A 22,646-nucleotide genomic window follows, 5' to 3' on the forward strand; every position below is an offset into this window, starting at 1 on the left:
ATCTGGGTCACGAACGCTCCCGCGCGCGTCACTGACTGTTAATCTCAAGGAATGCACCAGCACTGGACTCCCGACGGCCCCGACCTTGTGGTGCATGGGGATAACCTTCCCATCATCAGTGCTCTCCCCGACGAGAGCTTTCGACTGATCTACATCGACCCGCCGTTCAACACGGGGCGCACTCAGCGTCGCCAGGCGTTGACCACCCAGCGGTCGGCCGAAGGAACTCGGGTGGGATTCGGCGGCAATAGCTACGACACCATCAAGGGAATCTTGTACTCCTACGACGACACTTTCGCCGACTATTGGGAGTTTCTCGAACCCCGGCTGCAGGAAGCTTGGCGACTGCTCGACGACCGAGGCACCCTGTACCTTCACCTCGACTACCGAGAAGTGCACTACGCCAAGGTCGCGCTCGACGCTCTCTTTGGCCGCGACAGTTTTCTCAACGAGATCATCTGGGCATACGACTACGGCGCTCGCGCCACCAAAAAGTGGCCATCGAAGCACGACACGATTCTGGTTTACGTCAAGAACCCCAAGAACTATTACTTCAACAATGAAGAAGTCGATCGCGAGCCCTATATGGCTCCCGGTCTGGTGACGCCCGAGAAAGCAGCGCGCGGCAAGCTGCCCACGGATGTCTGGTGGCATACCATCGTCTCTCCTACGGGCAAAGAAAAGACCGGCTATGCCACCCAGAAACCGGAAGGAATTCTGCGGCGCATTATTCAGGCATCCAGTCAGCCCGGAGACTGGGTACTCGACTTCTTTGCCGGCAGCGGAACAACCGGAGCAGTCGCACAAGCCCTCAAACGACGCGTCGTGCTTGTCGAACAAAACCCCGCCGCGATCGAAATCATCACGAGTCGCCTCTCAAATGGGACCGCGTTCGCTAAAGTGAGCGCATGAGAAATCGCGACGAAATCGAGTGCTGGCTCACCGACATGGACGGTGTGCTCGTACACGAGAATCACCCCGTGCCCGGCGCCGCCGAACTTCTACAGAAGTGGCGTGACGAAGAGAAGCCCTACTTGGTTCTCACCAACAATTCGATCTTCACCCCGCGCGATCTCAGCGCCCGCCTCAAGGCTTCTGGCCTCGACGTGCCCGAGTCAGCGATCTGGACCTCGGCTCTTGCCACAGCAGACTTCCTGAAGGAACAGATCCCCGGAGGCAGCGCCTTCGTCATCGGTGAGGCCGGCATCACGACCGCCCTCCACGAGGCCGGTTTCATCATGACTGAGACCAACCCCGACTACGTCGTGATCGGTGAGACCCGCAACTACTCCTTCGAAGCCATCACTAAGGCCATTCGCCTCATTGGCAACGGCAGCCGCTTCATTGTGACCAACCCGGATGCCACGGGTCCGAGCGCTGACGGCCCCCTGCCCGCCACCGGCGCGGTCGCCGCTCTCATCACCAAGGCCACGGGTCGCGAGCCGTACATCGTCGGTAAGCCCAACCCCATGATGTTCCGCTCGGCACTCAACAAGATTGGTGCGCACAGCGAGACGACTGGCATGATCGGTGACCGCATGGACACCGACATCGTCGCCGGTATCGAGGCAGGGCTTCACACCGTTTTGGTGCTCACGGGCATTAGCGATCAAAAAGAAATCGACCGCTACCCGTTCCGTCCGAACGAAGTTCTCGACAGCGTCGCCGACCTCCTGAACTAGTTTTCAGGCGTTTGTGGTTGCGAGACGGATGCCGTGAGGGCATCATCTCCCGCCCGCGTGGCGAAGCAGTAGTAGTCGCGGTTTCCGGCATCCCAGTCATCGGCTGTCGCGGCGAAGCTGGTGACAATCTCGAGATCGGCAAATGATTTAGCGGCCGCGAAGTCAATAACGGAGTCAGTAGAGCAGGCCTGCGCTGTGCGTGAGGTCAGCGCTTCGGCATCCGGATACGGATCGGATGCCGCGTCGTCGAACTGACCGATCGTGAGCAGTTGGGCGGCGTGCGGTTGAGCGCAGTCGATGACGGTGTATTCCTGCTCCCATGCGGAGGCGAAAGGCTCGAGGCATTCGCCGCCGGCGAGCTCATCCCACTGGTAGGTTCCGGGCGCGACAGGGCCGACAACGGGAACCGTCTCGGTGGGAACGGCCGTGGGGGTTGCTGAGACGGCCACGGCGGGTTCCATGCTGTCGCCGATGCGCGTGCCCAGCAAGAACAGGGCGACCAATGCGAGCGCTGCAACGAGCCCGCCGCCGACCGCGAGCGCGATCATCTGGCCGCGCGGAATCGGCGGACGCGGGGGTGGGGGAACCCGTTGCTGGCGCACCACAACAGCCGACGAGGGTGCGGCAAGAACCTGGTCGTCGTACTCAACGAATTTGTCCTCGCCAAAGAGGTCACCGACCACGTCATGCTCGACGGATTCCGCTTCCGCTGAAATTCCCGCGAGCGACTGTGCGTTCATGACTTCGGTTGCACCATCGAGCGCAGGATCCACGGCGGGAGGCACGTGACTCTGACGACGAGTGGGCGCCGCCATTGCCGCAGTGGGAAGGTCGGCCACATCCATCGCTCCCGTGGGGAGATCGCTGATGTCCATCGCACCGGTCGGTAGGTCGGCAACGTCCATCGCACCGGTCGGAAGGTCGCTCAGGTTCATGGCGCTCGTGGGCAGCTCGGCGACGTTCATCGCTTCGCTCGCGGGCGGTTCGACGAGCGGTGCCGGGGGCGAAGCCGGCTGCGACGCGGGCGGGGCCTCCCCCGCAACTGGCGGGAGCTTGAGCAGCCCGGGAATCTCTGGGGTTGCCGAAGGGGGCGCGGCGGGTGGAGTCGCAGGAGCGGGAGTCAGCGGAGGCAGCGGAACCTCGAGCGCGGTCGCTCCCGGAACAACAGGTGCGGGCGGCGCAGCAGGCGCAACCGGCGGTGCTGCCGCGGCAGGCGGAACCGGAGGAGCTGGCGCAGCAGGCGCAACCGGCGGTGCTGCCGCGGCAGGCGGAACCGGAGGAGCTGGCGCAGCAGGCGCAACCGGCGGTACTGCCGCGGCCGGAGGCATCACGGGCGGCGTAGCGGGAGATAGCGGAACCGTCGGAGCGGCGGGCGCTGCCGCCTCGTCGGGCTGGCGAGGCAGTACGCGGGTGGGTTCCTCGGGCTCGGTCGGCTCGAGAGGTTTCTTCGGCGGTGTGGCCGGAGGCACCTCGGGGTCGCTCGGAGTCAGTCCCCAGTTGAATGAGGACTGCCGCGGCTCGTTGCCGTTGCCGGCTCCCGAGGAGTTATCTCCGGATGTCACGGAGTCAGCCCCAGTTCACCCAGCCCAATCGCGGAGTAGTAGGGGTAGCCGGCAGCTTCGATACGTTCCTTGGCACCCGTATCGCGATCGACAACAACGGCAACGCCGGCGATGATCGCGCCGACCTTTTCGAGAGCTTCGATCGCAGCGAGCGGCGAACCGCCCGTGGTCGAGGTGTCTTCGAGAACAATGACGCGCTTGCCTTCGAGCTCAGGGCCCTCAACTTGGCGGCCGCGGCCGTGATCCTTGGGCTCCTTGCGAACAACGAAGGCGTGATAGCTGAGGCCGCGAGCGGCACCCTGGTGAAGCATGGCCGAGGCGATCGGGTCGGCACCCATCGTCATCCCGCCGACAGCAAAGATGTCGGGGATGTCAGCGATGAGGTCAATCATGACCTGACCGATGAGGGGCGCAACACGGTGGTCGAGGCTCACGCGACGCATGTCGACGTAGTAAGTAGCCTTCTTCCCGCTCGTCAAAGTGAAGTCGCCGTGGAACACGGCATCGGCGGAAATGTGCTCAATGAGCTGCTGCTTGGCGTCGGTCACGAGTACAGAATACCCATTGTGGGCAAGGCTTTAGAGGCTGCTCTGGCCCAGAATCAGCAAAGCGCCCGAGAGAACGACGCCGATAAAGCCCAATACGGCCACGATGGTGGCGTTGCGACGGTCGAGACGATCAGCCTGTTCTGCCGCTTTGAGGCACTGCTCCGCTTCGTCGTCTACGAGGGTGAGCGGCTGCATGTTTCGACTCTACGGTGCGGCTCTGACACTGTCGTCGCCCAATACAGGGGTAGACCTATTACCGTTGAACCATGCGTATTGCCACCTGGAACGTGAACTCCATCAGAACCCGAGTTGGTCGCGTCGTCGACTGGCTTCTTCGCGAAGATATTGACGTTCTCGCGATGCAAGAAATCAAGTGCAAGCCCGAACAGTTTCCGACGGACGCCTTCACCGAGGCTGGCTACGAGGTAGAACTCCACGGGCTCAACCAGTGGAACGGCGTCGCGTTTGCGAGCCGTCTCCCGATGGATGACGTGACAGTCGGTTTCGATACCCAGCCCGGTTTCGGCAAGCCCCTCGATGACGGCACCGTGCCCATCGAAGCCCGCGCCATTGGCGTCACGGTTGAAGGCGCACGCCTGTGGAGCCTGTACGTGCCCAACGGCCGCGAGCTCGACAACCCCCACTACCCGTACAAGCTCGAATGGCTCGCCAATCTCAAGACTCAGGCCACCCGATGGATGAGCGAGAACCCCGAGCAGCCGCTCGCGCTGATGGGCGACTTCAATATTGCCCCCTTCGACCACGACGTCTGGGACGTCGCGGCGTTCGAGGGCAAGACTCACGTGAGCGACGCCGAGCGCGCCGCCTTCCGCGCCTTCGAAGAGGCCGGGATGATCGATGCTCTCCGCAGCCGCAACATCGAGGGCTACACCTACTGGGATTACCAGCGCCTGCGCTTTCCCCGCAACGAGGGCATGCGCATCGACTTTGTGATGGGCTCACCCGCGTTCGACGAACTCGTTACCGAAGCATTCATCGACCGTGAAGAGCGCAAGGGCGATGGCCCGAGCGACCACGTTCCCGTCGTCGTCGATCTCGCGATTGATACCGAGAACGACGACGATCGGCCGATGTTCCTCTAGCCGTTACGCCGAAGGCTGGCTTAGTGGTTAGCGGTCGGCAGTTGTCCGCTAAACCGAAAGTCCGCTAGGCCGGAGCAGTGCCGGGGCCGCGCGTGACCTGCAGGCCATCGCCACTGCTAGCGAGCCCCACGAGCACGGTGTCTCCGTCGCGAATGTGACCGGCGAGCAACGCCTTGGCGAGCTTGTCGTCGATTTCGCGCTGCATGAGGCGGCGTAGCGGACGCGCACCGTAGATCGGGTCATAGCCGCGATCGGCGAGCCAGCTGCGAGCATCCGGTGTGACAGCCAGTTGCAGGCGGCGATCGGTGAGGCGCTTGCTGAGACGGTCGATATCGAGCTCAACGATCTGGCTGAGATCGTCGGTCGACAGTGGCTGGAACACCACGATGTCGTCAAGTCGGTTGATGAACTCGGGCTTGAACGACTTGCGCACGAGGTCGTCAACGGCGGCCTTGCGGGCATCCCACGGCAACTCCTGGTCGGTGATGAACTGGCTGCCCAAGTTGCTAGTCAGAATCAGAATCACGTTGCGGAAGTCGACAGTGCGGCCCTGACCGTCGGTCAGACGACCGTCGTCGAGCACCTGCAGGAGAACGTCGAAGACTTCGGGGTGCGCCTTCTCAACCTCGTCGAGCAGGATGACCGAATAGGGGCGCCGACGAACAGCCTCGGTCAACTGACCGCCCTGTTCGTAACCGATGTAACCGGGAGGGGCACCGACGAGTCGCGAGACGGAGAACTTCTCGCCGTACTCGCTCATGTCGATGCGTACGAGAGCTTTCTCGTCGTTGAAGAGGTACTGGGCCAGGGCCTTGGCAAGCTCGGTCTTTCCGACCCCGGTGGGGCCGAGGAACAGGAACGAACCCGTGGGGCGGTCGGGATCGGAGATACCGGCGCGGGTACGGCGCACAGCTTCAGAAACGGCCTGCACGGCATCCTTCTGGCCGATGAGGCGCTTGCCGAGTTCTGCTTCAAGGTGAAGCAGCTTCTCGGTCTCGCCCTCGGTGAGACGGTCGACGGGGATGCCCGTCCACGCCGCGACGACGGCAGCGATGTCTTCCTCGGTCACCTGGTCATTGACCATGCGCGGACCCGTGGGCTCGTTGCTTTCGGCCGTGGCAATCGCTTCTTCGATCGCAGGAATCGTTTCGTAGTTGAGCTTGGAGGCCTTCTGGTATTCGCCATCGCGCATCGCACGGTCAAGCTCGATGCGAGCATCATTGAGGCGAGTCTTGAGGTCACCGACACCCGTGAGGCTCGACTTCTCGAGCTTCCAGCGGGCTTCGAGTTCGCTCAAGTGTTTGCTCTGCACCGCGAGGTCTTCGCGCAGCTTGGTCAAACGAGCCTTCGAGGCGTCGTCCTTTTCCTTCTTCAGCGCGAGTTCTTCAATGCGAAGTCGATCGACGGCACGCTTCAACTGGTCAATCTCGACCGGCGAAGAGTCGATCTCCATCTTGAGGCGGCTAGCGGCCTCGTCGATCAGGTCGATTGCCTTGTCGGGAAGTTTGCGTCCGGAGATATAGCGGTTGCTGAGCGTTGCGGCTGAGACGAGAGCAGAGTCCGCGATCGCAACTTTGTGGTGCGCTTCGTAGCGCTCCTTGAGTCCACGCAGAATCGCGACGGTGTCTTCGACCGACGGTTCGCCAACGAACACTTGCTGAAAGCGTCGCTCGAGGGCGGCATCCTTCTCGATGTACTGACGGTATTCGTCGAGGGTCGTCGCACCGATGAGGCGTAGTTCACCGCGGGCCAGCATGGGCTTGAGCATGTTGGATGCCGCTACCGAGCCGTCGCCACCGCCAGCGCCCATGAGGGTGTGAAGTTCGTCAATGAAGGTGATGATCTCGCCGTCGGAGTCTTTGATCTCCTTGAGTACGGCCTTGAGACGCTCTTCAAACTCACCGCGGTACTTGGCGCCGGCGACGAGCGCTGCCAGGTCGAGCGAGATGAGCTGCTTGTCTTTAAGGGAGTCGGCAACGTCGCCCGCGATGATGCGCTGAGCGAGGCCTTCCACCACGGCAGTCTTTCCGACGCCGGGCTCACCGATCAATACCGGGTTGTTCTTCGTGCGGCGGGTCAGCACTTGGCTCACTCGACGAATCTCGGCATCACGCCCGATTACAGGGTCGAGCTTGCCGCTGCGCGCAATCTCAGTGAGATTGACCCCGTACTTTTCGAGAGCACTCTTTTGCTCCTCATCGGTACTTGGGGCACCCTGCATGTTCGCCATTACAATCCCTCCACAAACTTGAGTAAAGACGACTCAAGTTTATACCTGCGACCCCGCTCGTGGCTAGGTGGTTCCTGTGCGCTCGCAGAGAACCACCCTCGGATGAGACAATTTCACGGTGACCGCGACTCCCGACGACGATCTCCAGTCCTTCCAAGTGAATCTCACCGGGGTCGTCGACCTCCTGAGCAAGCACATTTACTCGAGTCCGCGCGTGTATTTGCGCGAGCTGCTGCAGAACGGGCGCGACGCTCTGGCCGCACGGGTTGAGCTCGACGGCGACGACGCGAGCCGCGGCATCCGCATCACTCCGCTGAGCGACTCGAACGACACGTTCCGCTTTCAGGATGATGGTATTGGGCTGACCGCCGCCGAAATGACTGAGCTGTTGTCGACCGTGGGCCGATCATCCAAGCGCGACATCTTTGACCTGCCCCGCAGCGACTATCTGGGCCAGTTCGGCATCGGATTGCTCAGCTGCTTCATGGTGGCCGACCAGATTGTGATTCAGTCCCGCTCCGCTCGCGGCTCAGCCCCGGTCGAATGGATCGGCAATAGCGACGGTACGTTCAGCGTGCGCGAGTTGGAGGGCGACTTGCCCATCGGCACCACCGTGTCGCTCAAGCCGCGCTTCGATCAGCACGATCTGTTGAGCACAACGACGGTGATGGCACTCGCGAAGACCTTCGCCGAGTTCTTGCCCGTGACTGTGCGGGTTGACCTCCCCCACGGCGACAGCGAGACCGTGACGCACGCGGCACCGTTCATCGAGCCGCACACCACCGACCCGGTCGAGCTGCTGGCGTACGGCCTAGAGCTGCTGGGGGCCGATCCTTTTGCCGCAATCCCGCTGAGCGTGCCGGGCACGAGCACCACCGGTGTGGCGTACGTGCTTCCCAGCTCGCCGCCTCCCGGTGCTCGCCAAACCAACCGCGTCTACCTCGGCCGCATGCTGCTCAGCGAAAACGTTGACGCGCTGCTGCCCGACTGGGCTTTCTTCGTGCGCGTCGTGCTGAACAGCACCGCCCTCACCCCCACCGCGAGCCGCGAATCGCTCGTCGATGACGACCTGCTCGAGCACACGCGCTCCGCCATCGGCACGACGCTTCGCCAGTGGGTGCTGGAGATTGCCGCCCGCAATCCGGGCCAACTCAGCGACTTTGTGAACCTGCACTCGCTCGCCCTCAAGTCGCTTGTAATTCACGACGACGAGTTGGCGACCTTCATCACGCCCTGGCTCAGTGTCGAAACGACGCTCGGTCGCATGACCATCGAGACTCTCACGCGCGACCACAAGACGCTGCGGTACGCCGAGTCAGTGGATGAGTTTCGCCAGATTGCGAGCATCGCGAGCGCCGACCGCCCTGTGATCAACGGCGGCTATGTGTATGACACCGAAATCGCCCGCCTGCTGCCCACGATTGTTGATGGGCTCACCGTTGACCGCGTGAGCGTGCTCGACGAACTCGACTTCTTAGAAGTGCCACCGCTGGATGCCCGGACCGCGGTTGCGCGACTCGAAGACCGTGCCAGCGCCGTGCTCGCCGACGCCAACTGCTCGGTGATCGTGCGCAGCGTGCCGACCGCCGACGTGACCGGGCTCTATCTGGCAGACCCCGAAGTACTCCGCTCGATCGACCGCCGCTCGGCGCGCGAAGTGAGCAAACCCGGACTGTGGCAAAACGTGCTCGGCAAAGTGGATGCCTTCGCTGACGAACGCATCGCGAGCGACGGCATCAGCAAAAGCCTCGCTCGCCTCTGCCTTAACTGGAACAACCCCGTTGTCGTCACTCTCTCCACGCTGAGCGACGACGCCGTGTTCTCCCGCACGATCCAGCTGCTCTACGTGCAGGCCCTCCTCACCAGCCAGCGTCCGCTCAGCGTGCGCGACCGCGCCATGATGACCAACTCCATGTCCGACCTAATCGCGATGAGCGTGAAGCTCGGCGACGACCTCCCCGAAGGAAACTCCCTATGAGCGTGGCCCGCATCCAAGAACTGTTCGCTGAGATCGATGGCATGGCTTACGGCCCCGAGGAGCGTTCTCGCGTCGACGAAGCGATCGCGCTCGCAATTGAGATCGGTGACGAAGAGCTCGAATATCGGGCACGGATTCGGCAGACGGCATCCGCCAACATGCTCGGTGACACCGAGACATTGCTCTCGTCTTTCGCGTGGTGTTTGGCCAAGCACGACGAAGACCCCGTGCGTTTCCCGGATGAGATTGGTCACGAAGGCGCTGGTCTCATGTGGCAGTTCAAGTGGATTGCCACCACGCTGGCGAGCTCGCCCATCTTCGGTACGGATGACATCGCTAGCGCCCTCGCCGACATGGAGAGCCACTACCGCAAGGCCGGCATCGGCCAGAGCGGCGTGCTGACCTCGCAGTTCGCTACCGCCTGGCGTTTGGGTGAACTCGAGCGCGCCGAAGAATTGCGGGCCCAGCTCGTGGTGACCCCGCGCGACGACTACAGCCACTGCGATGCCTGCGTGCGCAGCGATGCCAGCGGGTTCCTCACCGAAATGGGCCGCGACGCCGAGGCGATCGTGCTCTTCGACGAGCTCATCGAAGGTGGCTACAGCTGTGGCGATGAGCCCGAGGCTGCCCTCTCGCGTGCCCTGCTCCCCTACTTGCGCGCTGGCCGCCTCGACGACGCTCGCGCCGCCCACTTTCGCAGCTACAACCTCGCCCGCGACAATGCCGACAACCTCAGCATCATCGCCAACCACTTCGTCTTCTGCGCCGTCACCGGCAACGAAGCACGCGGCCTCTCGATGCTCGAGCGCCACCTCTCGTGGTTCGTGCACGATCAGCTCAACGCCGACGGCCAGTTCGCCGGCCTCCTCGCGGCGGGCGTTCTGCTCGACGCGGTGACCGCTGCCGGCTTCGGCGAGCAGACCGTTCGGGGCGCCGAGAGCCGCGAACTGCAGGTGCTCTTCGGAGAACACGACGGCGCCTGGACCGCCGAAGAACTCGCCACCGCCGTGTGGGCTGCTGCGCGCCGCATCGGCGACCAGTTCGACCAGCGGGCCGGCAATGACTACCGGGCTAACCGCATCCAGAAGGCTAAAGAGCTGGCGAACGAGCGCTACCCGCTGAAGCTGTCGAGCGAGACGCTTGGCCTCGTTGCTCCCGCAGACGCTACGCCGACGGATGCCGCCGGCTGGCTGCTGCGTGCGCAAGAGCTGACCGCAATTGGTTGGCTTCCAGCCGCGATCCCCGCAGCTCGCAAGGCTGCGGAGTTGACGACCGGCAAGGATCGCACGACCGCCCTCGGAGCGTTGATTGCCGGGCTAGTGGCTACCGGCGACCTCGCGGCGGCACAATCGGCGCTGGAGGATCGCATCTCGGCTCTGCGTGAGAACGGCGACGATGCTCAGGCCGCGCTCGAGGAACTGCTCGGTTTGGCGCTGTTCGGCCGCGGCGAAGAGGCTGACTTCGATGCCTTGCGCGTGGCGGTGGAGGTGTCGGGCGATCTCGCACCGACGCAGGTTGCCGATCTTGAGCTGTCGTTGTTGGGCCTAACCCTGCGCGCTGACGAGCCCGATGTGGCGGCCGCTCACGCTCTTGCCGTGCGCGCTCTCGGCCACGCCGAGGAGGGCGACGCTGTGTTCGCTCGCACCAATGCGCTGCGCTACCTGTCTGACCTTTCGGCCTCAATGGGCGAGATCGAGAAGTCGCTCGAGTACGTCGACGCGATTCTTGCGGCAACGGAGAACCGCGGTGTTGCGGCTCATGCCCACGCACTCCGCGCCCGCATCATGGGCAGCACCGGCCAGTTCGAAGAGGGTGCCCGCAGTGCGGATGCCGCGAGCGAATGCGCCCATGCGATCGACGCTCTCGGGCCGCTGCACGACACAACAGTTCTTGCTGGCCGCCTCTACGACGAGGCCGAGATGTTCGCTGACTCTGGCAGCCGTTTCCGTCTCGCGGTGCGTTACGCCGAGCGACTTGAGATCGACGCGGTCGGCGCTCGCTACGCCCTCGGTCGCGCACTCGTGCGCAGCGGTGAAACCTCCGAAGCCATCGACCTGCTCATTGCTCTCTACGAAGAAGAGACTGCCGCCGAAGCTGCTCCGGGCAGCCGTGGTGAAACCCTGTACTGGCTCGGCCATGGCTTCGTTGCTGCCGGAGAACCGGCATCCGCCGTCGGCACGTGGGAGACGGCAATCGAGCTCTACCTCGAATCAGGAGACACCCAGAGCGCTGCCCGTACCCTCGCCGAAAACGCGAGCCTGCACAGCGCCAATGGCAGCCCCGAAGAAGCAGCGACCTTGCTCGAAGCCGCAGCAACCCATGCCCGGGCCACGCCAGACAACCTCAACCTGCTCGTGCGCGTGCTGCACCAGCAGGGTCGCGCCCAGGCCGACGTCGGCAACGCCGAAGGCCTGACGACGCTGGATGAGGTACTCGCCCTCGCCACCGAGCACGACGCCGATTGGCTGCACGCCGACATCACCGACTCGAAAGCGCGCTCGCTCGCCAGTTTGGGTCGCGCGAAAGAAGCCGTCGCGCTTGCCCTGACCGCCGCTGATGCTTATCGCGCGGCGGGCGACCCGCTCTCGGCCGCTAACACCGAACGTTTCGTGGGAGGCGTGCTGGCCGAAGAAGGGCGCCACGACGAAGCAGTAACCGTGCTGCAGTCGGTCGTCGAGCAGGCCGCCAACCACGAGCAATTGCGCACCCTGGCCGCGTTCGAACTTGCCGAAAGCTTCGACGCCCTCGGACGCACGGCGGATGCTGCTGCCGCCCGAGCGATCGCGGAGGGCGCTAGCTAGCCCGCGAGATACACTGTTCTGCCCCACGAAGGCGGGGAGTGCAGTTCGCGCGGTGGCAGGGATAATTTGAGCATGGTCTTCGCTCTTTCTGACATCGACGCCCCCACCGAGGGCGAGCAATGGTTGCTTCGCGCCGAAGAGCTCTTCACCGGAGAAGAATTTGCGCCAGCTCTCAGCGCAGGCAACCAAGCCGTGCTGCTCACGAGTGGCGTGGCCCGGGTCAACGCTCTCGAAGTAGTGACGGCATGCTGCGTGCACCTCGGCCAGTTCGAGACCGCCGACATCGTTGCTCAGCAACGCCACGACCTCCTGATCGAACTCGACCGTCCCCTCGAAGCCGCCAGCCAAGCAAAAATGGGCTTGGCGCGCTTCGGGCGGGCAGAACCCTACGACCTCGCCGCCCTCGAACGTGAGGCTAGAGCAGCGGCCGATCTCCCTCCGCGACTCCACGCCATCGCCCTACTCGCGCACGCTGATGCGATGTGGCGCCAGAGTTTTCGTGACCTCGAGAACATCCATTCCTCAGCAGGGTTGGCCTACTTGCAGGCTGACGTCGCAGAGGACAAAGGGTCGACCCAGTTCCGCGCTCTTCGCTATCTCGTGCAGATTGCCTATGACGCAGGCGATGCACCACGGATGCTGGAGTTCTGCGATCGTCTCCTCGCCTCAGCACGCAACCGAACTGCACGCGCGGAAGCACACACGTTTCACGCACTGGCACTGAGCGGCGTGCACCAACCGGCCGAAGCCCTCCACGCGGTCAATCTCGCCATCGACCTCTATGCCGCCATCGACCTGCCCGAACGGCTCTACAACACCACGCTTCTGGGAGGGCGCCTGGCGGTGGACGCTCGCGAGCGTGCTGTCGCACTGGGCCGTTTCCGCGACGCGGTGACGCTCGCCGATCAGCTAGGCATCGACAATAGCGAGGCTCGGAAAGCTGTCGCCAACACGCTGGTGGCAACAGACAATCACACCGAAGCCATCGGCATGCTCACCGAGGTCTATAACCACGAGACCGCCACGGGAGCACCTCCAGAGGTGCGGGCCGAAAGCCTCGAGTTCATGGCGCACTCACTCGCCGCAACCGAGCAACCGGATGCCGCCATCGAAGTGTGGGCGATGGCCTCGAACCTCTATACCGAGGCCCGCGCTCTCGACGACCTCGCGCGCGCCAACTACAACGCTGCGGTTCTTCAGACACAACGGGATAACCACGAAGCCGCCCGGGAACTCTTGATGGTCGCGGCCGCTGCAGTACGAGAATCAGAGGGTGACGGCGCACTCTATGTGGGCGTGCTGCACTCTCTCGGCATGACTCAAGCACGATTGGGCGATCGCACCGCCCTCGCAACGTTCGACGAAATAGCCGCGGAAACGTCGCGAAACAACGCAATGCGACTCTGGGCGACAGCGCTCGATGGCAAGGCTCGCGCTCTCCATATTTTGGGAGAAACCTCGGATGCCATCGAGCACGCGGCGAAGGCTGCTGCGGCCCTTCGCTCCGCCGGTGACCCCCGCGAAGCCCTCACTATCGAGCGCTTCGCTGCGGAGCTACTTGCCGAGCAGGGGCGAACCAAAGACGCCATCAAACTGCTCAAAACAGTCGTGAAGAACGCCCGCGGTGATGCCGAGATGCTCGCCGGAGCGAACCGCGAATTGGCCGACTGCTACGACGCGCTAGGAAAGAAAAGACGAGCTACGGGCACGCGTTCCCTGGCGGAAAAAGCGCAGCCGTAACTCGTCTAGTGACACACGGCTGCTGACGCTCGGCGGCAGCTGACCCGCCGCCGAGCGTGCGCCCCCGTTACGGGCGCTTGACCAGCTTGCGGTTCACGAACTCGTCGACGCCGTAAGGACCAAGCTCACGACCGGTGCCGGAGTTCTTGACTCCACCGAAAGGCAGCTCGGGAGCATCCGCGCCGACCTCGTTGATGTAGACCATGCCAGCGTCGATGCCGTCAGCAATGCGGTCGGCCTGCTCGGCATCCGTCGTGAAGACGTACGAACCGAGACCGAACGGCGTTGCGTTGGCGAGAACGATCGCTTCTTCTTCACTGCTCACGCGGTGCAATTGAGCGACCGGTCCGAAGAACTCGGTGACGTACGCGGGGTTCTCGGGGCTGATGTTCTCGAGCACGGCGGGGGCAAACTTGGTGCCGTCGCGCTTGCCGGTTCCGACGCGCAAGGTGGCGCCAGCAGCAACCGCTTCAGCTACCTGCTCTTCGAGACCCTTGGCCGCTGCTACCGAACACATCGGGCCGAGCTCGGTGCTCTCCTCCATGGGGTCGCCGACCGTGATGGCGCCCATCGCGGCGCTGAACTTCTCGGCGAACTCTTCGTAGAGCGAGTCGATGATGACGAAGCGCTTGGCGCCGTTGCAGGCCTGGCCGTTGTTGTCGATGCGCGCGGCGACCGCGGCCTCGACCGTGGCATCCATGTCGTCCGTGGACATGAGGATGAACGGGTCCGAGCCGCCCAGTTCGAGCACGCTCTTCTTCAGGTTGGCACCCGCGGCGGCACCCACGATTGCACCGGCACGCTCGGAGCCCGTGAGGGAGATTCCTTGGATGCGCGGGTCGTCGATCATCGCGGCGATTTGGTCGTTGTCGGCGAGCACATTTTGGTAGCCACCGATCGGCAAACCGGCCTCGTGAATGAGCGCTTCAAGAGCCGCCGAAGACTCGGGGCACTGCTGCGCTGGCTTGATCAAAACGGGGTTGCCGAGAATGATGCTGGGCCCGGCGAAGCGAGCGATCTGGTAGATGGGAAAGTTCCACGGCATGATGCCCAAAACGGGACCGATGGGGCTCTTACGAATCCACGCGGTGCCGGCTCCGGCGGGAATTTGTTCGTCGGCGAGGAACTCCTCAGCGTTGTCGGCGAAGTAGCGGAAAATGTCAGCGGAGAACTCCACTTCACCCACCGCTTGGGCCAAGGGCTTGCCCATTTCGCGCACGATGATTTCGCCAAATTCGGCCGAGCGTTCCATGAGGAGATCGGCAATGCGAGTGACGATCGCTGCGCGGTCTTTTACCTGATCACGGTTCATTCCGCCGTTGTACTCAGAGTGCGCTGCAGCGACAATCTGCTCGATGACTTCGTCACTCGCGGCGGGGTGCGCTGGGCCCTCTTCGCCGGTGTAGGGATTGATCACTTGAAAAGTCTTCATGAGAGGTTCCTCGCTGCTCGAAAAGGACCGGCGACGCCGCCGAGAATTGTTCGTAGGCTACATGCGAAATCCTAAAAATTGGAAGTCAGGGTTTTTGCGGGGCGCAGTTAGGGGCGGTGACGGCTCGCACAAGTGGTGCGGCTAGGAGCCGGTTTCGCCGAGGTCGATCGCGGCCAACATCGCCCACAATTCGGCGCGGCCCTGGAAGGTGTCGAGGCTCAGATTGGTGAGCTCGGAGAGCCGCTGCATCCGCGACTTTAGACCGTGCCGATGGATGCCCAACTCACGCGCCGCGGGATCCCACTGACCGTTGTGCCTAAGCCACACTTGCGCGAACCGCAGCAGCCCGATTCCTTCGGCGGATTCGATCACGCTCGCGAGTCTGGCGTGGGCAATATCGGCGACCGAACTCGACGCCAGCAGGCCGAAGAAACTTTCGCCCACGAGACTCGCGAATTCGGTGACCGTCGCGGGTGGCGATGCTTCGAGCGAGCGCACGGCCTGAGTGATCGCGACCGTGAGCTCAGGCCAGCCGACCTCGGCCGAAAGGCCGACGGTGAGATCGCTCGCGGCAAAGAACCGACGTTCGGCCGCGAGCTGCTTGGCATCGATCAGCACGAGCAGGTGGCGGCCATCCGCCACGGCGAAAATGCGACTGTCCGACCGCGCCGCTCGCCGCTCGAGCACGTCCCGCACGCTCGCGCTCGTCTCGCTGAGATCGAGCGCCGCCACCGCAAACCGGTCGGCCGGCAACTCGATGCCCGCCACCCGCACAGCACGCCTCACGCTGTCGACCCGGCCATCCTTGAGCAGCTGAAACAACTGCTCCAGAATCGCCCGATGCCCCACCCGCAAATTCTCCGTCTGCTCGAGCGACACCTCGGCGAGCGCCGCCAACACGGTCATCACCGAACGATCGAGCGCCCCGAATTCGGTGTCGCGAGCCCAGGCGATGGCCCCGCACAGCCTCCCGGTAGAGCCGAGAGTCTGCACGACGCGATGCTCGTCCGCTGCATCATCGGCGACGCGCGCGCGACGAGCCCGACCCAGCAGGTCGGTGACCGACCGGCGGATGTCGGGGGCGGCATCCAGCGACCGTCGCGTGTGGCTGTCGCGGTGGGGTTCATTCACGAGCTCGCCGTCGGCGTCGAAGATCCACACTCGGCAGTCGAGGTGTTCGGCAGCGCTGATGGCGGCGGAGCTCAAGCGCCCCTTGCCGACGGCTGCGCGGGCGATGTCGTTTTGGGCGGCGAGCGCGCGGTCGAATCCGGCGCGCGCTTGTTCGGCTTCGTTGTCGGCGACGAGGCGGCTGATGGCGATGAACGGGATGCGGTACGGCACTTCGAAGAGCGGCAGGCCGGCCGTGGCGCAGGCGGCGACGAGGCCGGCGGGCACCCCGTGGGTGATCACTTCGGTGCCGAACCCGATCGCGGCGACCCCGGCGCTGACGAGCCGGGCGACGTAGCCGACGAAGTCTGCCTCTGCCGCAGGCTCAGCGACTGGTTCTGCGGTCGGGTCGGCGGTATCGACGAATTGGCGGCCGGTCGTGAGCAGCAACTGGCCCTCTGAAACGAACGGCGTCGGGTCGTCAAGGTCGGAGTTGTGTACCCACGTGACCGAGCGGTTGAAGGTGCTCGAATCGGTGAGCGGGCGCAGCGCAAGGCGCTCGGTCGCGATGATCTCGCTGAGGGGTGTGGGCATGACAATACTCCTGTTGCCATTCTGTCATTAATTTCCGCAGTTTCTGCCACTTTGTGACTGTTGCGCCGAGCATCCGCGAACTAGGTTGAACCGAACGTTTTGCACGACACCGCCCGCCGTCAGCGGCCGCGGGTCGTCTACACAGATTGGATTCCGGTGGCCATGTCTACTTCTTCTTCCAGCACCACGGCCCCGGTCGGCGGCCCCTCGCTTCCGCAGAAGCGCGAACTCGTCACCGCGATCCCCGGCCCTCGCTCGCTCGAACTGCTTGAGCGCAAGAAGCAGTCCGTCGCCGCCGCGATCGGCATCACCCTTCCCGTCTTCGTCGAAGCTGCCGGTGGCGGCGTGCTTCGCGACGTCGACGGCAACACCCTCATCGACTTTGGGTCCGGCATCGCCGTGACCGGTGTCGGCAACTCGGCGCCCGCTGTTGTCGAAGCCGTCACCGCGCAGGTCGCCCAGTTCACCCACACGTGCTTCATGATCAATGGCTACGAGAGCTACATCGAGGTCGCCGAGAAGCTCAACGAGATCACCCCCGGCACGCACGAGAAGCGCACCGCGCTCTTCAACTCCGGCGCCGAAGCCGTCGAAAACGCAATCAAGATCGCCCGCTACTTCACCGGCAAGCAGGCCGTTGTGGCCTTCGACCACGCGTACCACGGTCGCACCAACCTCACGATGGGCCTCACCGCCAAGTCGATGCCCTACAAGAGCGGCTTCGGCCCGTTCGCGTCGGAGATCTACCGCGCCCCCATGTCGTACCCCTTCCGCGATGGCGGAATCAGTGGCGAGGATGCCGCAGCCCGCGCCATCCTGCAGATCGAAAAGCAGGTCGGCGCCAGCAACCTCGCTGCGATCATCATCGAGCCCATCCAGGGCGAAGGTGGCTTCATTGAGCCAGCCCCCGGATTCCTCCCGGCACTCGCCGAATGGGCCACCGCCAACAACGTGATCTTCATCGCTGACGAAGTGCAGACCGGCTTCGCTCGCACGGGAGACCTCTTCGCTTCCAACCACGAGAGTCTTGTTCCCGACATCATGGTGACCGCCAAGGGCATCGCCGGCGGCCTCCCGCTCTCGGCAGTCACCGGCCGTGCCGATGTCATGGATGCCGCCCACGTCGGTGGACTCGGCGGAACCTACGGTGGAAACCCCATCGCCTGTGCCGCAGCGCTCGCCACGATCCGCACCTTCGAAGAGTCGGGCGCCATCGAGCGTGCCCGCGAAATCGGAACCGCCTTCCGTGGCCGCCTCAACGGACTCCGCGCCGGCGACCCCCGCATCGGAGACGTTCGTGGTCGTGGCGCCATGATCGCCATGGAACTCGTCGACCCCACCACGAAAGAGCCCGACGCGGCCCTCACGTCGAAGGTCGCGGCTGCGGCGCACGCCGCCGGTGTTGTCGTGCTGACCTGTGGAACCTATGGCAACGTCATCCGCTTCCTCCCGCCGCTCTCGATCTCTGACGAGCTCATCGCTGACGGCCTCGACGTCGTTCGCGACGCTCTCGCCAAGGCCTAGTTCACCGCAGGCGAGCACTGAGCGCGCGTTCAGTGCTCGCCCACGCGGCGCCAAGCCGAAGTTCAGCTAGCGCTGTTTGACTGACTCGCAGATTTCCCACCACGAAAGGTGCACACCGTATGACGAACTCCACCGAAACCCAGCTTCTCGAAGCCGTGCCGAACCAGCTCTTCATCGGCGGTGAGTGGGTTGCCGCAACAGGCAGCAAGACACTCGACGTGACTGACCCGGCTACCGGCAAGGTCATCCGCACCATTTCGGATGCTTCGGCAGAGGACGGCATGCGCGCGCTCGACGCTGCGGTTTCCGCTCAGGATTCCTGGGCCGCGACACCTGCTCGCGAGCGTGGCGAAATTCTGCGTCGCACCTTCGACCTCGTGCAGGAGCACCGCGACGAGATCGCCCTGCTCATGACACTCGAGATGGGCAAGCCGCTCGCCGAGGCCAACGGTGAAGTCACCTACGGTGGCGAGTTCTTGCGCTGGTTCAGCGAAGAGGCCGTTCGCATCTCGGGTCGCTTCGGCAACACCCCTGAGGGCACCGGTCGAATGATCGTGTCGCAGCGTCCGGTTGGTCCGTGCTTCTTGATCACGCCGTGGAACTTCCCGCTCGCGATGGCGACGCGCAAGATCGCGCCAGCGCTGGCCGCCGGCTGCACCGTCGTGGTGAAGCCCGCCGCGCTCACCCCGCTCACCACACTGTTCTTGGCGAAGCTCTTCGAAGAGGCCGGCCTTCCCGCTGGCGTGCTCAACGTTGTCACGACGTCGAGCTCGTCCGCAGTGTCGGAGCCGATCATTGCCGACTCTCGCCTGCGCAAGCTCTCGTTCACCGGCTCCACCCCGGTCGGCAAGGCACTCATCAAGCAGGCCTCCGAAAACGTTCTGCGCACCTCGATGGAACTCGGTGGCAACGCGCCGTTCGTTGTCTTCGACGACGCCGACCTCGACAAGGCTGTAGACGGCGCGATTGCGGCCAAGTTCCGCAACATCGGCCAGGCCTGCACCGCCGCCAACCGCTTCATCGTGCACAGCTCAGTTGCGGCCGAATTCGCCGAAAAGATTGCCGCTCGCGTCGCCGACATGAAGATCGGTCGCGGCACCGAAGACGGCGTCAACATTGGCCCGCTCATCAACGACAAGGCTGTCGACAAAGCCGACGAGTTGGTTCAGGATGCCGTGAAGCGCGGTGCGACCCTCGTCGCCGGCGGCAAGCGCGTCGAGGGCGATGGAAGCTTCTATGAGCCCACGATCGTGTCGAGTGTGCCCGCCGACAGCGACATCCTGCGCGAAGAAATCTTCGGACCGGTTGTCTCGATCGTTGAGTTCACCGACGAAGCCGAAGGTGTGCGCCTCGCGAACGATACCGAATATGGTCTCGTCTCGTATGTGTTCACCGAAAGCCTCGCGCGCGGAAACCGGATGATCGACGCCCTCGACACCGGCATGATGGGTCTCAACGTCGGCGTGCTCTCCAACGCAGCCGCCCCCTTCGGCGGAGTGAAGCAGTCCGGCATCGGTCGCGAAGGCGGCTCGGAAGGCATCCACGAGTACCTCTCTACTAAGTACACGCTCGTTCCCCACAGCTAATGTGCAACTGCATCCCGTCGGCGCATCTCGAGGAATGTCCTCTGTGCGTTGACGAGCCGAACATCACGCGCGGCTACAACTAGATTCCCGTGAGCGAGTGGCCCCACCTAGTGCCGGGGCTGCTCGCTTTCTGGGTTAACGGGCTCGACTACGATTGGGCTCAGCCGCTCAGCCTTGCTGCGGTGCCGCGCCACCGAAAGAGCTTCCTCTATGTCTGACCACCTTTTCGCCTCTCTGCGACGTTGGCCCGACCTCGAAGCCCCCAACCTTTTTGCGGTGGATGCGAGCGATCGCCTCATCCTTGACGAAGCCGCGACCCAGCTCGAGGGCTTGCAGGCCGGCGAGCTCGTGGTGATGGGCGACAACTATGGGGCTCTCACCCTCGGGGCTGCGACGCTGGCGGGGTGCCGCGGCATCCGCGTCTTTCAGGATTCTCTCGTGTCTGAGCTGGCGCTGGCCGCCAATGCGGGCGACCTCTCTATTCACTACGAATCGCACCCGCTCGATGCGTCGCTGCTGGCGGGTGCGCGCGTGGTGCTGATGCAATTGCCGCGCAGCCTGGCCGAGCTCGACGAGTGGGCCCAGGCGATTGCCCGGCACGCTGCCCCCGACGTGACGGTGATTGCGGGTGGCCGCATCAAGCACATGACGCTCGCAATGAACGAAGTGTTGGGCCGTTCCTTTAACGAGGTGAACGCGGGGCGCGCACGGCAGAAGTCGCGCACCCTGACCGCGTTCGGCATTGGGCACGACAACACCGAGCTGCGTTTTCCCACGACGTCGGTCTTGCGGGAGCCTGAGCTTCCCGTTGACGAACTCACCGTCAGCGCCCACGGTGGCGCGTTCGCCGGTGCCGCCCTCGACATCGGCACCCGTTTTCTCCTGACCTTCCTGCCCGAGATGAAGCCGGATGCCGCCACCGCCGTTGATCTCGGCAGCGGCACCGGCGTGCTCGCCGTCTCGCTCGCTCTCGCCCGCCCCGAACTGAGCATTGTGGCGATTGACCAGTCTGCCGCCGCCGTGGCATCGACCCGCGAAACAGCCGACGCGAACGGTGTCGTAGCGCGAGTTGAAGCAGCGCGCGAAGACGCCCTCACCGAACGGCCGACGGCCAACGCTGATCTGATTGTGTGCAATCCGCCCTTCCACACGGGAGCGACCGTGCATGCGGGCGTTGCGTTGCGGATGCTGGCTGACGCCCGCCGCGTACTCAAACCCGGCGGCGAACTGTGGGTCGTCTTCAACACCCACCTCGGGTATCGCGACTACCTGAACCGCACCGTCGGCCCCACCCGCCAGGCCGGACGCAACAGCAAGTTCACGGTGACGGTGTCGGTGCGGGCGTAGCTGCTCAATCGCAGTGTCGCCCTACCGGGAAGAAGCGATGTGGATACTCCGGCAGCGAAGAGCGCTGGAGTGGCAGGATCGTTAAAAGCAAAACCCCGGCCGTGTGACCGGTCCTCAAACGAGGACTACAGGGACGGATCCGGGGTGTTGAATACAACACTAAAGGCAAGCGGGTCAGTGGTCAACTCTCAACAGTGGTCGTTCTATGAACAACACTTTGCGTCGGCACGACTGCAGCACTACCTCGATGCGTGTGGAGGTGATCCAGTTGCGGCAATGAGGCTCTACGAGTGGAACGCTGCCGTTTCTGCTGCGTTCTGGGAATCCCTGAGCTTTCTCGAAGTCGGTCTGCGAAACGCCATTGACAGTGAATTGACGTCTATCCATGAGGGCAAAGGCCGGGCCGGGCACTGGATATTTGATGACGCCAAGGAGCTCGGCCGCGACCGTTTTGGGCCACGCCAGCACAAGCAGCCCTACAAAGATGTTGCGATCGCGATAGAGCGCGTCAGGCGCAACAACATGCCCGTGAGCCCCGGGCAAATCATTTCCGAGATCTCGTTTGGGTTTTGGCACCAAATGGTTTCCAAAAGCCAATTGTTCTTATGGCCTGACCTTGCTGGAGCGTTCCCGAACAGTCCCAACCGGGGCCAGAAAACCGTGCAAGAACCGGTAGCTCGCCTGCGTGACTTCCGAAACCGGATTGGTCACCATCATCGAATTTGGTCGATTGACCTCACCGCCCGTTATGACGACCTCCTCACCGTGGCGAGATACCTCGACGTGCATTTCGCATCATGGATCGATGATCGATCACGCGTCATTGAGGTTCTGGCACAGAAACCTAGTTTCACGGAAACAGCCGAGTAGCAGCGCGAACCAGCCTCCCTCATCCTCGCCGCGTTAGCTTGTGGGCGCGATTAGGACTACGCGGTTCCCGTCGCTGCCCACTTCTCCATCAGTTCGCGCAGGTTATTCGGCGTGAGCATGAACTTGGGCTCCAGCTCTTCCCAACCGGGCTCTTTTGCGCGTCGGCTATACGCTGCGTGATCCGCGCCCATCGGGAGCTGCTCGTCGAGGGGCTCGCCCTCCGTACCCATGAGACTGAGGTGGTAGATCCACACTTGGCCATCCGCTTCGGTGCTCTTGAAGGTGGCTTCGAATATCTGGCGCTCAGCCGACACGGCGGCTTCGTGCTCGTCGTAGCGATCATTGATCGCGTTCATCCATTCTTCAAAAACCGGCTCTTGCCCGGGTTTCAGAGGAGCACGACTGAGTTCGAGACGCATACCGGGCGGAACCGATGAGGGCATCTCAAAGCCCTCGAAACCGCGCGGGTGAGGAGTGAACGATGAATTCGACGGCGCCGCCTGATCGGAGTTGGTCATGGCAGCATTATGCCGTCGTTCGAG

General features: G+C 63.6%; 18 protein-coding genes. 11 read left to right on the forward strand and 7 right to left on the reverse strand.

All coding sequences use genetic code 11. The annotated features are described in order from the left end of the window. Nucleotides 1-51 precede the first annotated feature (51 nt). Together ACWTV1_RS07065 and ACWTV1_RS07070 are read left to right on the forward strand one after the other, a co-directional pair. Nucleotides 52-912, forward strand: a complete 861-nt coding sequence (locus tag ACWTV1_RS07065) for a DNA-methyltransferase (RefSeq protein WP_498504682.1) — start codon at nucleotides 52-54, stop codon at nucleotides 910-912. Continuing rightward, nucleotides 909-1,682 (forward strand): HAD-IIA family hydrolase, encoded by a 774-nt coding sequence (locus ACWTV1_RS07070; protein WP_100387966.1) that lies wholly within the window; start codon nucleotides 909-911, stop codon nucleotides 1,680-1,682. The genes ACWTV1_RS07065 and ACWTV1_RS07070 overlap by 4 nt, the downstream gene beginning before the upstream one ends. Here ACWTV1_RS07070 and ACWTV1_RS07075 read toward each other — a convergent pair. The 3 genes from ACWTV1_RS07075 to ACWTV1_RS07085 are packed head-to-tail and all read right to left on the reverse strand — an operon-like array spanning nucleotide 1,679 to nucleotide 3,987. After that, nucleotides 1,679-3,244: a septum formation family protein gene (locus tag ACWTV1_RS07075; RefSeq protein WP_498504683.1), complete on the reverse strand. Its 1,566-nt coding sequence runs from the start codon at nucleotides 3,242-3,244 to the stop codon at nucleotides 1,679-1,681. The genes ACWTV1_RS07070 and ACWTV1_RS07075 overlap by 4 nt on opposite strands. Beyond that, the gene (pyrE, locus tag ACWTV1_RS07080) at nucleotides 3,241-3,792 is read right to left on the reverse strand and encodes an orotate phosphoribosyltransferase (RefSeq protein WP_100387965.1); all 552 of its coding nucleotides are present in this window, start codon (nucleotides 3,790-3,792) and stop codon (nucleotides 3,241-3,243) included. The genes ACWTV1_RS07075 and pyrE overlap by 4 nt, the downstream gene beginning before the upstream one ends. A 30-nt stretch (nucleotides 3,793-3,822) precedes the next feature. Continuing rightward, complete coding sequence (locus ACWTV1_RS07085; RefSeq protein ID WP_157847468.1) at nucleotides 3,823-3,987, reverse strand: hypothetical protein; 165 nt, start codon at nucleotides 3,985-3,987, stop codon at nucleotides 3,823-3,825. Nucleotides 3,988-4,058: 71 nt separating this feature from the next. Here ACWTV1_RS07085 and ACWTV1_RS07090 point away from each other — a divergent pair, with 71 nt between their 5' ends. Continuing rightward, nucleotides 4,059-4,895: an exodeoxyribonuclease III gene (locus ACWTV1_RS07090; RefSeq protein ID WP_498504684.1), complete on the forward strand. Its 837-nt coding sequence runs from the start codon at nucleotides 4,059-4,061 to the stop codon at nucleotides 4,893-4,895. Between the two features lie 64 nt (nucleotides 4,896-4,959). Here the strand turns inward: ACWTV1_RS07090 and ACWTV1_RS07095 are convergent, their stop codons facing one another. Continuing rightward, nucleotides 4,960-7,125: an ATP-dependent Clp protease ATP-binding subunit gene (locus tag ACWTV1_RS07095; RefSeq protein WP_498504685.1), complete on the reverse strand. Its 2,166-nt coding sequence runs from the start codon at nucleotides 7,123-7,125 to the stop codon at nucleotides 4,960-4,962. 118 nt (nucleotides 7,126-7,243) lie between these two features. Here ACWTV1_RS07095 and ACWTV1_RS07100 point away from each other — a divergent pair, with 118 nt between their 5' ends. From ACWTV1_RS07100 to ACWTV1_RS07110, 3 genes are all read left to right on the forward strand, one after another. Further along, nucleotides 7,244-9,103 (forward strand): HSP90 family protein, encoded by a 1,860-nt coding sequence (locus ACWTV1_RS07100; RefSeq protein ID WP_498504686.1) that lies wholly within the window; start codon nucleotides 7,244-7,246, stop codon nucleotides 9,101-9,103. Beyond that, the gene (locus ACWTV1_RS07105) at nucleotides 9,100-11,904 is read left to right on the forward strand and encodes a hypothetical protein (protein ID WP_498504687.1); all 2,805 of its coding nucleotides are present in this window, start codon (nucleotides 9,100-9,102) and stop codon (nucleotides 11,902-11,904) included. Before ACWTV1_RS07100 ends, ACWTV1_RS07105 begins: the two co-directional genes overlap by 4 nt. 72 nt (nucleotides 11,905-11,976) lie before the next feature. Next, a complete protein-coding gene (locus tag ACWTV1_RS07110) occupies nucleotides 11,977-13,644 on the forward strand; it encodes a hypothetical protein (protein ID WP_498504688.1) in 1,668 nt (555 codons plus the stop codon). Between the two features lie 67 nt (nucleotides 13,645-13,711). On the opposite strand, the gene ACWTV1_RS07115 is transcribed toward ACWTV1_RS07110, so the two are convergent. Continuing rightward, nucleotides 13,712-15,076: an NAD-dependent succinate-semialdehyde dehydrogenase gene (locus ACWTV1_RS07115; RefSeq protein WP_498504689.1), complete on the reverse strand. Its 1,365-nt coding sequence runs from the start codon at nucleotides 15,074-15,076 to the stop codon at nucleotides 13,712-13,714. 141 nt (nucleotides 15,077-15,217) lie between these two features. Further along, on the reverse strand, nucleotides 15,218-16,777 hold the full coding sequence (locus ACWTV1_RS07120; RefSeq protein ID WP_498504690.1) for a PucR family transcriptional regulator: 1,560 nt from the start codon (nucleotides 16,775-16,777) through the stop codon (nucleotides 15,218-15,220). A 162-nt stretch (nucleotides 16,778-16,939) separates the two neighbouring features. On the opposite strand from ACWTV1_RS07120, the gene gabT reads away from it, so the two are divergent. From gabT to ACWTV1_RS07145, 5 genes are all read left to right on the forward strand, one after another. After that, nucleotides 16,940-18,301: a 4-aminobutyrate--2-oxoglutarate transaminase gene (gene gabT / locus ACWTV1_RS07125; RefSeq protein WP_498504691.1), complete on the forward strand. Its 1,362-nt coding sequence runs from the start codon at nucleotides 16,940-16,942 to the stop codon at nucleotides 18,299-18,301. Between the two features lie 119 nt (nucleotides 18,302-18,420). Next, complete coding sequence (locus ACWTV1_RS07130; RefSeq protein ID WP_498504692.1) at nucleotides 18,421-19,887, forward strand: NAD-dependent succinate-semialdehyde dehydrogenase; 1,467 nt, start codon at nucleotides 18,421-18,423, stop codon at nucleotides 19,885-19,887. An 89-nt stretch (nucleotides 19,888-19,976) separates the two neighbouring features. Further along, the gene (locus ACWTV1_RS07135) at nucleotides 19,977-20,105 is read left to right on the forward strand and encodes a hypothetical protein (protein WP_341618951.1); all 129 of its coding nucleotides are present in this window, start codon (nucleotides 19,977-19,979) and stop codon (nucleotides 20,103-20,105) included. After that, nucleotides 20,098-21,234 (forward strand): class I SAM-dependent methyltransferase, encoded by a 1,137-nt coding sequence (locus tag ACWTV1_RS07140; RefSeq protein ID WP_498504693.1) that lies wholly within the window; start codon nucleotides 20,098-20,100, stop codon nucleotides 21,232-21,234. Before ACWTV1_RS07135 ends, ACWTV1_RS07140 begins: the two co-directional genes overlap by 8 nt. A gap of 144 nt (nucleotides 21,235-21,378) precedes the next feature. Further along, nucleotides 21,379-22,104 (forward strand): hypothetical protein, encoded by a 726-nt coding sequence (locus tag ACWTV1_RS07145; protein WP_498504694.1) that lies wholly within the window; start codon nucleotides 21,379-21,381, stop codon nucleotides 22,102-22,104. A gap of 56 nt (nucleotides 22,105-22,160) precedes the next feature. On the opposite strand, the gene ACWTV1_RS07150 is transcribed toward ACWTV1_RS07145, so the two are convergent. Further along, nucleotides 22,161-22,622, reverse strand: coding sequence for a DUF6176 family protein (locus ACWTV1_RS07150; RefSeq protein WP_498504695.1), 462 nt, complete (start codon nucleotides 22,620-22,622; stop codon nucleotides 22,161-22,163). Nucleotides 22,623-22,646: the final 24 nt, after the last annotated feature.

It is taken from the genome of Salinibacterium sp. VpJ6 (assembly GCF_059767345.1).